This window comes from Chryseolinea sp. H1M3-3 (genome assembly GCF_029360725.1).
Classification (GTDB): Bacteria; Bacteroidota; Bacteroidia; order Cytophagales; family Cyclobacteriaceae; genus Chryseolinea.
This window is the reverse complement of the sequence record NZ_JARKMY010000001.1, coordinates 702,838-715,821: the sequence shown is the minus strand read 5'-3', so window position 1 is coordinate 715,821 and position 12,984 is coordinate 702,838. Positions and strand designations below refer to the sequence as shown.

The window sequence follows — 12,984 nt, the reverse complement described above, 5'->3', positions numbered from 1 at the left end:
CCCTCAGGCACTAAATGGCACAACATAAGTTTATCTCATTCATCCAGCTACTGTGTGTTTGTATGGCAGGGCTGTTTGCCTCGACAACACTTTCTGCGCAGAACAAGTATGGGTTGAAAGCGCAAACTTTTAAGGCGTATGCAGAAAGTATCAGGTCAAATCCTGAAAAAGAATTAATCGATCTTGAAAAATTCATCCCCGATATTGTGTTGGACATACGTTATGCAACAACAAATAATTTCACGGGTGAAAGGATTTACAACTTGGCTAAAGCTTATGCCCGGAGACCTGTCGCTGAAGCATTAAAGAAGGTTCAATCTGATTTAAAAGCTCAGGGTTTGGGTGTCAAAATTTTTGACGGCTATCGTCCTTACAAAGCTACTGTGAAGTTTTATGAAGTTTATCGGGATACTACCTACGTCGCATCACCTTATAGGGGATCGCGCCATAACCGGGGTTGTGCATTGGACCTTACACTTATTAACTTAAAAACAGGTGAGGAATTAAAAATGCCGACCGGTTATGATTCTTTTTCTAAAGATGCCTGGCCTACTACGCCGGTAAAAGATCCCGTAGCTAGAAAAAATCGAACATTGTTAATTAACGCCATGCAAAAGCACGGATTTCGTGTTAACAGTTCTGAATGGTGGCACTTCGATTTTGTTGGATGGAAGAAATTCGAAGTATTAGATATTGACTTCGAAGAATTGGAGAAGTAGTATGCTATTGTTGAAGAGATTTAAGGTACGCTAAACTTTTCGGGAGTTGTTCTTCAACCTTCGATGACTCGTCCTCAAGAAAATAATATTTTATTCCCAATTTTTTTGCTTCTCTGATAATCTCAGCGATACCAACATCGCCTGTGCCCAAAACTACATTCGACTCGAGATCGCCGTGACCATTGCTAGTGTTTGGAGTTCCGACTTTGCGGTCCTTTAAATGAAGCAAAACAAAACGGTTGGAATACTTTTTTAATAAATCCATCGGTTCCTGACCGGCTTGCTTGATCCAAAATACATCCATCTCTAAATAAACATATCGCTGATCAAGTTTTTCCATCATATAATCAAAAACTGTCGCATTGTGATAGGGTTTGAACTCATAGCCATGCGGGTGATAGCAAAATAACATACCATAGCTGGCAATAATCTGGGCTGCATTGTTGAAAACGGCGACAGCCTTATCTACTTCAGCGGTTGTAAAATTATCTCCCTGATGGGGAACCCAAAAACATACAATAAATTTTGCTCCATAGGCTCTTGCTTCTTCTGCGACTTTCCTTGGATCTTTTTCCAGCATCTCATAGTCAGCACCAAAGCTGACTACGTTTAACTCATTTTGAGCTAATAGTTTTATCAGTTCCGGAAAGGGTAAACCCATTGTACCGGCCATCTCCACATCCCTGAAACCCATAGCTTTTACCTTGGCCATAGTTCCAGCCGCATCTTTGGCAAACTGATTCCTCAGACTATAAAGTTGTAGACCATATTGCTGTCCGAATAAGGAAGGTGAGATGAGCAGTAGTATGATAAAAAGCTTCGATTTATTTGCAAAAGGTGCCAACGTCATAGAAGGTATATTGAAATAGGGAATGAAGTTAAAAAAAAATGCAGTATTCAGGTGTTGGGGAACGGTTTAGGGTTCAAAATAAATCGTAGCGTATATCCCGTAAGTTCTGTTTTTGTAACTGACCAAGGGATAAAATAAAAAAGTACCACCTTTTCAGATGATACTTCGGGTTTAATTTGGTTGTGGTTACTTTTGTGTTACAAGAATGGGTGTATTGGACACCAGGAACATTAAATCTTCATCAACAATGGTTTTCTTCTCATCGGCAAGAACAAGAAAGTTACCATATAATTGATCAAGTTCAGATTTATTAGGTTGATACCCCAGCAATTCCAGCCGGTGCTTCAATGCAGCCCGCCCACTTCTGGCAGTAAGAATGATGGATGAAGAAGGAACACCCACATCTGCAGGATTTATAATCTCGTAATTCTCAGAATTTTTCAAAAACCCATCCTGATGAATACCTGAAGAGTGCGCGAAGGCATTCGCGCCGACGATAGCTTTATTGGGTTGAACTGGCATACGCATCATATCGGAAACCAGCGTACTCAACTCATACAACATTTCTGACTTGATATTGGTATGCAGATTCAAGTCTTTATGGGTTTTTAACACCATGGCTACCTCTTCTAATGAAGTATTTCCGGCACGCTCACCGATACCGTTGATGGTGACTTCAGCTTGCCGCGCTCCATTCATTAACCCTGCAATCGTATTTGCAGTAGCCATGCCTAAATCATTGTGACAGTGAACTGAAATGATAGCTTTATTAATATTTTTTACGTTCTCGAAAAGGTACTGAATCCGTTTGCCATACAGATGGGGTAAACAATAGCCAGTGGTGTCAGGAACATTAACGACATCGGCGCCGGCTTTGATGACCGCTTCTACCAATTGCGCGAGAAATTCTAAGTCTGCGCGGCCCGCATCTTCGGCGAAAAATTCAACTTCTACCCCCTTTGCTTTTGCGTAGCTGACAGCCCAAACTGCTTGCTCTAAGACTTTTTCACGTGTGCTATTGAACTTATGTTTGATGTGAATGTCAGATGAGCCAATACCGGTATGGATGCGTCCGCGTTTAGCATGATGAAGAGCTTCAGCAGCAACATCAATATCTTCTTTCTTCGAACGTGTAAGGGCACAAACACCCGTATTCACCGCCTTAGATATTTCTACGACTGATAGAAAATCGCCAGGACTGGAAATAGGAAACCCAGCTTCGATTACATCTACGCCCAGTTGTTCGAGCTTACGCGCTATCACCACTTTTTCATCGGTTGATAACTGACAGCCCGGTACCTGTTCGCCATCGCGAAGGGTAGTGTCGAAGATTTCTATTTTTTGGCTCATACGAGTTTTTTTAGTTATTGATAGTGTGTGTGATTGATATGTGGTTGAAAATTAACTATTCACTGTTACTAACATTCTTAAGTGATTGCACACGACATTGCCCATCACTTCTGTCCCCAGGATCTTCTCATGTAATGTTGACGCATCAGCAATATCACGGGTTCTGTATCCTTCTTTCAACGTTTGGGCTACAGCTTTAATTACCGCGTCAGCCTCTTCCTTCAATCCAAACGAAATGTCAAGCAACAAGGCAGCAGATAAAATTGAAGCTAATGGATTAGCAATTCCCTTCCCTGTTATATCATGGGCGCTGCCGTGGATAGGCTCATACAATCCGACGGTATCCCCTACGGATGCGGATGCCAGCATACCCATTGAGCCTGCGATTTGAGAGGCTTCATCTGTGAGAATATCTCCAAACAGATTTCCGGTTACCACTACGTCAAAACTTTTTGGATTCTGGATAAGCTTCATAGCAGCCGCATCTACAAACATATGTTCCACAATTACGTCACTATATTGCTTTGACACTTCCTGCACCACTTCACGCCACAGTCGCGAGCTTTCAAGTACGTTGGCTTTATCTACCGAGGTAACTTTTTTGCTTCTTGTCTGTGCTGCCTTGAACGCTTTATGTGCGATACGTTCTACCTCATAACGGGAATAGATCATCGTATCGAAAGCTGTGTTATTTCCGTCCTTCCGTCCGCGTTCACCAAAATAAACATCACCCGTTAATTCACGGAAGAAAAGAATATCAGCACCTTTCAATATTTCAGGTTTGATGCTGGACGCACCTAACAGCTCATCAAAAAGTTTTATAGGCCGGAGGTTGGCATACAACCCAAGCTCCTTACGCATTTTTAACAACCCTTGCTCTGGTCGAACTTTTGCCGAAGGATCATTATCGTATTTAGGGTGACCTACAGCGCCGAATAAAATAGCATCACAGTTCTTAAGTTTCTTCAACGTTTCATCGGGCAACGGATTGCCTGTAGCTTCAATTGCTTCATGACCAATGACAGCATAGTCGAAAACAAATTCGTGACCATAGCAGTCACCGATTTGTTCCAATACTTTTTTTCCACAGGCTGTTACTTCTTTTCCTATTCCGTCTCCGGGAAGAATTGTAATCTTTTTTTTCATTTTAGTGCGCTAATTCAAAATGTTTAATCTCGTCCCGTAAACTTAGCAGGTAATCAATATCATCATAGCCATTCATCAGGCATGTTTTCTTGTATGGATTAATATCAAAAGCTTCAGATGAGCCATCTTCCAAAATGACTTTTTGTTGAGCAAGGTCTACAGTAATTTCAGTCTTGGGATTCTTTTCAACTGCTGCAAATATTTTTTTGAGGAATGCATCTGACACCTGGACGGGAAGCAGTGCATTGTTCAATGCATTGTTCTTAAAAATGTCGGCAAAAAAACTTGAGATAACTACCCGGAATCCACCATCGTAAATTGCCCACGCGGCATGCTCTCTGCTGCTTCCGCAACCAAAGTTTTTTCCGGCCACCAGTATTTTGCCACTATACGTAGGGTTGTTTAGTGCAAAGTCAGCCTTGGGTGTATTATCGCTGTTGTACCGCCAGTCCCGAAAAAGATTTTCACCAAAACCTTCCCGGGTGGTTGCTTTTAAGAAACGAGCGGGAATAATTTGATCGGTGTCAATATTATCGATCGGCAGCGGAACTGCCTGTGTTTTTAATGTTATAAATTTTTCTTTACTCATGGATTCCTAAACGTTATCCGTTAATGGTTAAAAGTATACCTCACTAAAGCTAAACCAATTCCCTTACGTCAGTTACTTTACCTGTAATGGCCGCCGCGGCGGCGCTCAGTGGGCTAGCCAAAAAAGTTCTGGATTTGGGGCCTTGTCGTCCTTCAAAATTTCTGTTCGAGGTACTGATGCAATACTTACCCGCTGGAATTTTATCTTCATTCATCCCCAGGCATGCAGAGCATCCAGGCTGACGCAACTGGAAGCCTGCGGCTTCAAAAATTTTATCTAAGCCTTCTTCCCGTGCTTGCTTTTCAACTTGTTTTGAACCTGGAACAACCCAAACTTCAACATTAGAAGCTTTCTTTTTTCCTTTAACCATAGAAGCCACCAGTCTTAAATCCTCAATTCGCGCATTGGTGCAGCTCCCTATGAATACGTAATCTACCGCTTGACCCAAAATGGCTGCGCCGGGTTGAAGCCCCATGTATTCAAGAGATTTTGAAAAAGATGGCTGTTCGGTAATATCCTTTAGTTCGTTTAACGTTGGAATGCGATCCGTTACCTTCATTCCCATTCCAGGATTAGTTCCGTAAGTAATCATTGGCGCGATATCGCCAGCATCGAAGCGAACCACTTCATCATATTCAGCGTCAGGATCTGATTTTAATTGACGCCATTGTTCTACCATGCGGTCGAACGTGTCTCCCTGAGGAGCAAATTTTCGTCCCTTGATATAATTAAAGGTCGTTTCATCCGGAGCAATCAGCCCACCCCGGGCACCCATTTCGATGCTCATGTTACAGATTGTCATTCGCGCTTCCATGGAAAGGTTGCGAATGGCGTCCCCCGCATATTCTACAAAATATCCTGTTGCACCACTAGCCGAAAGTTTCGATATAATGTACAGGATGATATCTTTAGCCACCACACCCTTACTGAGGGTACCGCTGATATCAATTAACATTGTCTTAGGACGATACTGTAACACGCATTGTGTTGCCAACACTTGTTCGACCTCACTTGTGCCAATACCGAAAGCAATATTTCCAAACGCACCATGCGTTGAAGTATGACTATCGCCGCAGACAATCGTCATGCCTGGAAGTGTTAGACCCAACTCCGGCCCAATGATGTGAACAATCCCTTGGTAAGGATGTCCAAGATCGTAAAGCTCTACACCAAAATCCTTGCAGTTTTTTCTCAGTGTTTCCACCTGGTGGCGTGACAATGCTTCTTTGATGGGAAGATGTTGATCAATAGTTGGTACGTTGTGATCAGCTGTAGCCGTAGTCCGGGAAGGATTAAAAACCTTTACATTTCGTTTACGAAGGCCATCAAATGCCTGAGGACTTGTTACCTCATGAATGAAGTGACGGTCGATATAAACAGCATCAGGATGTCCTTCGCTACTTTTTACAACGTGGGCATCCCAGATTTTATCAAAAAGTGTTTTTCGTTGGCGAGTCATGTTTTACTTCAACAGAATGTGTATGTGTAACAAGTGTTAGTTTGTTCTAGTGTGTTTAAAGCGAAACCGCCCCGTCCGGATTTTCATCTGGACGGGGCGGTCTTTATTTTAATTTTTGATACTCCCTTACGGGAGAATTATATTAAATCTAAAAATCATTTCCGTTTGTTGTTGACACACGAAGATGAAAAAAGTTAAGGGCTACATCAATTAATTGTTAATATTTTTTTACTAGCGCTAACAACTGATTGGTAGCGAAAACGTGATCATTCACAATTTTCTAAACATCTAACGAGTCATAAACAATAACCTTTTCCCAAAGGTGCCCGCAATCAGCGATAAACTTTTGATGAATAGGATGATCCTGGTAGGTCTTTTGTCCTGCCAGGTCATCAAAGAACATAAGCTCTGATGCGCTGTAGCTATTGTCCACCACGTCTCTTTTTTCAGTGCTGGCCGGAACGCCGATGTGCATTTTCTTGATAGTTTCTATCTTCTTTAAAGTCTTAAGACCTTCTAATAATTTAGCCAGATCTTCCTTGGAGTCACGATTCTTCAACCAGAAAAACACGTGATGAACGAGTTGTTTTTTATCTTTTTTGTCCATAGTCGGCATAGCGGTAGCTGCAGCGCTGGCACCTAAAGCGGCAGCGGTGGCTACAAATGTTCTGCGGGTTTGTTTCTTCATAAGTGTTGAAGTGTTGAGGTTCGAAGTGTTAACGAGGGCCTGCCAGTTGGGCAGGTTGGGTGTGAGTGTGATTTCGGGTGGAAATTTAGAACAACTTCCGGAAAGTTCATCAAAAGTTTCTGGAAGTGGTCATACAGTTACTTCGATCCGGTTCCCTTCCGGATCCAGTACGACGCTTTCATAATAGCCATCGCCGGTGGTTCTGGGTTCGCCTACAATTGCATAGCCATCTTTCCGCAGCTGTTCTGTAAGCGTATCCACGAGCACTTTATTTCCGACCGAAATTGCGAGATGGATGATGCCTATGGACTGTGCATGTATATCATTTTTGTTGTCGGGTACTCCAGGCATTTGCATCAACTCAAGCCTGCATCCGTTTCCGAACGAAAGAAAGTAAGATTGAAAATTCTTTTTCGGATTGAAGTATTTGTCGCCCGCAGCTGCTTGAAAATAATGAGTGTAAAAATGCTTTAGCCTTTCTATGTCTTTACACCAGATGGCGATGTGTTCAATTTTCATGGAGTTCATTAAAGTACGCTTTCCAGAAGAAACCTTCAGAGTCGGTGTATGGCGCTCAAGATATTTGAAGAATGATTTTTCCAAACTGATCTCCGTGCTCCATCCGATGCATGGCTTGTTCAATTTGCTCCAACGGAAAAACCTTATCAATAACAGGCTTGATTTTTCGACTTTCGACAAAATCAAGCATCGACAAAAATTCGTCACGTGTACCCATGGTTGTGCCATGAATGGAAAGCTGCTTCCAATAGAGCAACCGTGTAGCGATGTTGGTAATGTTGCCCGCTGTTCTTCCGAAGTTGACGATCCGTCCTCCGGGAAGCGCAAGTTCTATTAGCTTCGAAAATTGATCACCGCCGGCGCTGTCAATAATAATGTCAAATCCGCCGCCGGATTCTTTCAAAGCTTTCTGATGCCAATCCGGATCTTTATAGTTGAAACCTTCAACGGCGCCAAGCGATTTAGCGCTGTTCAACTTTTCATCGGAACCAGAGGTAACATACACGCGAGCTTGATATGCTACGGCAAATTGTAATATCCACAACGCAGCGCCTCCCCCGATACCCGTAATCAAAACTTTTTCTTTTGCCCGCAATCTTGCCTTGGTGAAAAGTGCACGGTAGGCGGTAAGCCCTGAAAGCGGCACGGCAGATGATTCAGCAAAATTGAGATGGTCAGGTTTCTCGAAAGCATATTTTTTAGAGATTACGATGTAATCACTAAAGGTGCCGTGATCTGGAAATCCTAAAATGCGAAATGAATTTCCCTGTACAATCGGATTGTTTCCCCAATCTAAACTTGGATTAATGATAACTTCCGATCCAATTAAAAGTGTATCTGCATCTTCGCCGACATCTTCAATAACACCACAACCATCAGAGCCAAGAATTATCCCATCGGTGCCGGGAAGATTTTGTTCCCGCCATGTCCACAGGTCACGGTGGTTTATGGCCGCATTGTGCAGGCGGATTAACACCTGGTCTTTAACAGGTTTAAACTTTTTTATTTGTTGGACGACCAAAGGTTGGTCCTTGCCTTTAAAAAAAACAGCTCGCATGAATTTGTTTCAGGTTCAAAGTTAGCAGCTCGAAGTTTCAAGATTCAGTGGGACGCGAATATAAGTTCAATCCCGAACCAGTAGTTCATTAAACTCGACCATTACCTTAAACATGAATAATGTAGTTCCATCCATACACATCTGCTTCATGACCTAACCGGATGTTGTTTAATTTTTGTTTGACGCGTTGTTGGAAACTTTCCGGTCCGGCTGTCGGAAGATTGTAATCTTTACCGTCAATATTAATTGTAGCAATGGGGGATACAACGGCTGCTGTACCTGTTCCAAAAGCTTCTGATATTGTTCCTTTCTTAAACGCCTCTTCAATCTCCTCTACACTTACGCGTCTCTCTTCCACCGTTGTCCCTAAAGTAGGGGCTAATTTCAGGATCGAATCACGTGTTACACCATCCAGCAATGCAGAGGTTAGCTGAGGTGTTATTAATTTTCCGTTTATCAAAAACATCACATTCATTACACCAGCCTCATCAATATACTTATGTTCTTTCGCGTCTGTCCACAACACCTGATCAAATCCTTGCTGACGCGCAAGCTGTGTGGGATAAAATGCACCTCCATAATTGCCGGCACATTTGGCGAACCCCGTTCCACCTTCAGCGGCCCTTACAAAAGTTTTCTCAACCTTCAACTTTGTCGGTTTACTGAAATATGCACCGGCGGGGCTAGTCAAAATGAAAAATTTAAAGTGGTCGGCGATCTTAACACCCAGCCGTGGTTCAAATGCAAAAACAAAGGGACGTATATACAACGATGCACCCTCAGTGGAGGGGATCCAATCTTTGTCTGTTTCAACAATGGCATGAAGACTTTGGATAAAAAGATCTTCCGGTATTTCGGGCATGCACATTCTTGCCAGCGACTTATTAAGACGTTCGCTATGTTTCTGTGGCCGGAAAATACAGATGTCACCGTCTTTATTTTTGAAGGCTTTCATTCCTTCAAACACTGATTGCCCATAATGTAATGAAAGCATTGCCGGCGACATAGGAATATCCCCAAACGGAACAATTTTCGGAGTCTGCCAACTATCGTTGAGATAATCGGCTTCCAGCATGTGATCCGATATGTATTTTCCAAACTCAATGTTACTAAAGTCGACTTCTTTGATGCGTGATTTGGTTGTTCTTGTAAAAGGGAACGTTGGCCTGCTCGTAGTTATCATATCATTTCCATTAAAGGTGTGAATTTCATCATTATCTTTTAATTTTTTCTTTCGGATTTGGAATTATAATGCATTTGTCGAACGTTTAGCATAGAAATCTTGCGCTCAAACACCCTCCGGCAAACGCTTAAACCTGTAATTTCATTTTTTGATTCACTACGGTTATCACTTCAAATGCCAGCTCCATGTCTTCGCGTTCTGTCAACCAGTTAGATACGGCCGCGCGGATGCCAGGAATACCTCTATAAACTGTTGGCGTAAAGAATACCCTGCCATCATCACGAACACCATCGAGGAACCTCTTTATTGCCTCCATTGTCGTATCAATTTCTCTGAGTGTAAAGCATACCACGTTCATTCTTACCGGAGCAAGTAATTGAAAATTTTCCGAAGCCTTGATGAGCTCTCCAAAATGATGAGCCGCCTCGCAATTGCGTTCTACAATTTCCTGATAGCCTTCCTTGCCGTAAGCCATCAACGTAAACCAGGAAGGTAACGCTCTGAAACGCCGTGAATTTTCTGGTGTATAATGGAAATAATCCGGACTTTTTTCAGGATCACCGAGATACGCGGCGCTGTTTTGAAATACCTGAAGCTGCGTTCTTTTATGACGTGTGAATTGCATTGCGGCATCGTATGGAACATTCAACCATTTGTGCGCGTCGATGGTAATACTATCTGCATGATTGATTCCAGAAAGGTAGTGGGCATACTTTTCTGAACAAGCAGCGAATCCGCCGAAAGCAGCATCAACGTGTAGCCAGAAGTTGTATTTAGATTTTAACCTGCCGATGGCTTCAAGGTCATCGAAGTCAACAGTATTTACCGTTCCTGAATTGGCAACAACAATGACAGGTTCGCCGGCTTCCTTCAGGTTATTTTCCAAGGCAACAATATCTACAGCCTCGCGATCAGGCAGTGTTTCAATTTTAATCATGGACTTGCGCCCAATGCCCAACATGGATAGTGATTTCATGATACTGGAATGTGGCGTTCCACTAAGAATTTTTATGGGCGCTGCCTCACAGAGTCCGTCGTTACTAAAATCCACACCACGTTGCTCGCCCACCCATTGGCGTGCCAACGCTAAACTTGTGAAGTTGGCCATCGTTGCCCCCGTTACAAAAGACCCAAAGTATGCTTCACTTAATCCAAAAAGCTCTTTAAAGAAATGAATGGTCTGACGTTCAAGTTGGGGTGCAATAGAGTCGTTGCTGCCGCAGGCGTTTTGATCATAAGCACTGACCAACCAATCTCCCGCGATGGAAGCGGGCGTTGAACCACCAGTTACAAAACCAAAATATCTTGGGCCAGTACTGTTGGCCATTTGGTGAGCGAAATTTTTTTGAAAATAATCCAATACTGCTTCGGCACCTATCCCTTTTAAAGGAAGATCTTGTAAGGGTATATCAGAAATGAATCGCCCAGGAGGTAATGTATCTAATTGATTGAGATGTTCTTTAGCCACTGCTGTTGTGTGACTCAAAATTTTCTCGAAATTATTTAAATCGGTTCTTAATTGGCGATGCATGTTAAAGAATTTATACTTGTCAGTATTTGTTAAATGTCTCAGTTATTGTTCATCAAGACAGTGCAGGCTATCTAATATAGCTCATCAGAATTTTCTATTTTTCATCTCCGCTGCAATCTGATGTGCACCAACATCTGGTTGCTTTTCAAGTTCACGGATGATGTTGTCATGATTTTTTTGATCTCGATTTTGCGACAGCTTGTAAGTTGCTTCTATACTTGTGATTTCAATTTCAAAACCCACTAACCCTTGCATAGACTTGCGTATATATTCAGGTGACATACTTTCCATTCTAACAGGATGTTCCGAAGAATTTTCAAATGTATCGATCAGGTGCTTTAATGATTCATAGAGTTTATCTCCGTCTATGAGGTGAATGCTGCCGTACACATGTGCTGCGATGTAGTTCCAGGTAGGAACATTTTCATGATCATACCAGGAAGAAGAAATGTAAGCATGCGGTCCGGAAAATATTGCCATGACTTCCGATTCATTCAAAAGTTTTTTCCATTGAGGATTTGCCCGCGATATGTGACCCGATAGTTTTTTCGCATCGTGCGAAAGCTGCAATGGAATATGTGTTGCCATCAGTTTTCCGTCGGATTGACTAACGAGGATTCCAAAACTATTTTGACGGATGAATTTGATGATGTCTGCCATATCATCATTCTGGGCATACTTAGGAATGTACATAAGTTGAGAAAATAATTTTCAAAAGTTGTTGGATGCTCAGGTATCACCACCGAGCGCACAGAGTAATACGTTGTACTTCTCCGGGTCTCTGCGTCTCTGTGGCGGTACACCATTAAGCATACGAGCGGTGTTGCAAAAATTGTAATATTTCATTCATGCTGACCAAATGATGATCATCGTGCTCAGCATCGAACCAAGCCAGATCAACTGGTGTCATCAAAAGGTTTAGTCTAGGATGTAAAGATGATCTTTCAAGTTCGTCGCTGGTTAAGCTCCCATATCGCTGTAGATTTTTATTTCGGGCTTCCTTGAAATAGTTAACCACCTCATGTATCGGCCACTCGAAATACGCCTTTGGCTCGAAAACAGCCGGCGATAAAATTGAGGCCCCCGATATGATTTCGTCAATTCTTTTTAACGCCACTTCATCTACCTCGGCCAGGTGTCCAATATTTTCTTTTATTGACCACTTGTTGTTCAATCTTGTAGACAGAATTTCCTCTGAAACCCCTTTTACTTTTCTTTCTATCCGGGCTATTGTTCCTTCTAGTCGCTCGATATAGAACGGCAACATTCCTGTAGGCTTTCCGAAAGTGAATTGTCGTTTAAACCATAGTAATTTTTCCATGCCTGACTTAAAGGTTACCTAGACCGCCTGTTGTAATGTTACCGCCAGCGGTTTGTGAACCACCGGAAAGTTTACGGAATTGGCAATGAAACACATTTTATGCGCATCGTGGTGCAATGCATTTGCTTTGTCAATCATGGTTTTGTCGGCGACCGTTACTATTGGATTTAGAGTTATTTCGGCGAATTGGCCGCTACCATTCTGACTTTCTTGCAGGATACCCGTAGCCTCGTCGATATAGTTGGTGACCACCACATCATTAACAGCACAGAGATGTAGGTACCACAACATATGACAGGTGGAAAGCGTGCTTACAAATAAATCCTCTGGCGTATGTTTTGTTTTATCTCCGCGAAACGCCGCATCAGAAGAACCTTGTATGTCGGGTTTACCAGAAATGCTGATTACATGAGAACGGTCATAACTCTTATAATCAGAAGTTCCCTGCCCCCGGTTTCCCGTCCACGTAGTTTTGATATGATAGTGATGAAGTCCCATAGCAGTGTTTTAAGTGGCTGTGTGTTTTCGTTAGTGTACTAATATTGAAAATATTTATATAGGTGTTTATCACT

General features: G+C 42.5%; 14 protein-coding genes. 1 reads left to right on the top strand and 13 read right to left on the bottom strand.

All coding sequences use genetic code 11. The annotated features are described in order from the left end of the window. Positions 1–62: 62 nt before the first annotated feature. Entirely contained in the window at positions 63–719 is a 657-nt protein-coding gene (locus P2W71_RS02935) for a M15 family metallopeptidase (protein ID WP_276366817.1), read from the top strand. Positions 720–723: 4 nt separating this feature from the next. On the opposite strand, the gene P2W71_RS02930 is transcribed toward P2W71_RS02935, so the two are convergent. The 13 genes from P2W71_RS02930 to P2W71_RS02870 all read right to left on the bottom strand — a co-directional run bounded on the left by P2W71_RS02930 (position 724) and on the right by P2W71_RS02870 (position 12,910). Then, entirely contained in the window at positions 724–1,569 is an 846-nt protein-coding gene (locus P2W71_RS02930; RefSeq protein WP_276366814.1) for a sugar phosphate isomerase/epimerase, read from the bottom strand. Positions 1,570–1,755: 186 nt separating this feature from the next. Further along, positions 1,756–2,919: a 2-isopropylmalate synthase gene (locus tag P2W71_RS02925; protein WP_276366811.1), complete on the bottom strand. Its 1,164-nt coding sequence runs from the start codon at positions 2,917–2,919 to the stop codon at positions 1,756–1,758. Positions 2,920–2,970: 51 nt separating this feature from the next. After that, positions 2,971–4,065 (bottom strand): 3-isopropylmalate dehydrogenase, encoded by a 1,095-nt coding sequence (leuB, locus tag P2W71_RS02920; protein WP_276366809.1) that lies wholly within the window; start codon positions 4,063–4,065, stop codon positions 2,971–2,973. A gap of 1 nt (position 4,066) precedes the next feature. Then, on the bottom strand, positions 4,067–4,654 hold the full coding sequence (gene leuD / locus P2W71_RS02915; protein WP_276366805.1) for a 3-isopropylmalate dehydratase small subunit: 588 nt from the start codon (positions 4,652–4,654) through the stop codon (positions 4,067–4,069). A gap of 49 nt (positions 4,655–4,703) precedes the next feature. Then, positions 4,704–6,113, bottom strand: a complete 1,410-nt coding sequence (gene leuC, locus P2W71_RS02910; protein WP_276366802.1) for a 3-isopropylmalate dehydratase large subunit — start codon at positions 6,111–6,113, stop codon at positions 4,704–4,706. A gap of 280 nt (positions 6,114–6,393) precedes the next feature. Continuing rightward, positions 6,394–6,801 carry a Dabb family protein gene (locus P2W71_RS02905; RefSeq protein ID WP_276366800.1) on the bottom strand — a complete coding sequence of 136 codons (408 nt, stop codon included), beginning with the start codon at positions 6,799–6,801 and terminating at the stop codon, positions 6,394–6,396. 129 nt (positions 6,802–6,930) lie between these two features. Continuing rightward, positions 6,931–7,320, bottom strand: coding sequence for a VOC family protein (locus tag P2W71_RS02900; RefSeq protein WP_276366797.1), 390 nt, complete (start codon positions 7,318–7,320; stop codon positions 6,931–6,933). A 55-nt stretch (positions 7,321–7,375) separates the two neighbouring features. Then, positions 7,376–8,377 (bottom strand): zinc-binding dehydrogenase, encoded by a 1,002-nt coding sequence (locus P2W71_RS02895; protein WP_276366793.1) that lies wholly within the window; start codon positions 8,375–8,377, stop codon positions 7,376–7,378. Between the two features lie 106 nt (positions 8,378–8,483). Beyond that, on the bottom strand, positions 8,484–9,560 hold the full coding sequence (locus P2W71_RS02890; protein WP_276366790.1) for a branched-chain amino acid aminotransferase: 1,077 nt from the start codon (positions 9,558–9,560) through the stop codon (positions 8,484–8,486). A gap of 127 nt (positions 9,561–9,687) precedes the next feature. Next, a complete protein-coding gene (locus P2W71_RS02885) occupies positions 9,688–11,091 on the bottom strand; it encodes a pyridoxal-dependent decarboxylase (RefSeq protein ID WP_276366788.1) in 1,404 nt (467 codons plus the stop codon). Between the two features lie 84 nt (positions 11,092–11,175). After that, positions 11,176–11,784: an FMN-binding negative transcriptional regulator gene (locus P2W71_RS02880; RefSeq protein ID WP_276366785.1), complete on the bottom strand. Its 609-nt coding sequence runs from the start codon at positions 11,782–11,784 to the stop codon at positions 11,176–11,178. Positions 11,785–11,896: 112 nt separating this feature from the next. Continuing rightward, positions 11,897–12,412 (bottom strand): DinB family protein, encoded by a 516-nt coding sequence (locus P2W71_RS02875; protein ID WP_276366782.1) that lies wholly within the window; start codon positions 12,410–12,412, stop codon positions 11,897–11,899. Between the two features lie 18 nt (positions 12,413–12,430). Next, entirely contained in the window at positions 12,431–12,910 is a 480-nt protein-coding gene (locus P2W71_RS02870; RefSeq protein WP_276366779.1) for an OsmC family protein, read from the bottom strand. Positions 12,911–12,984 lie beyond the last annotated feature (74 nt).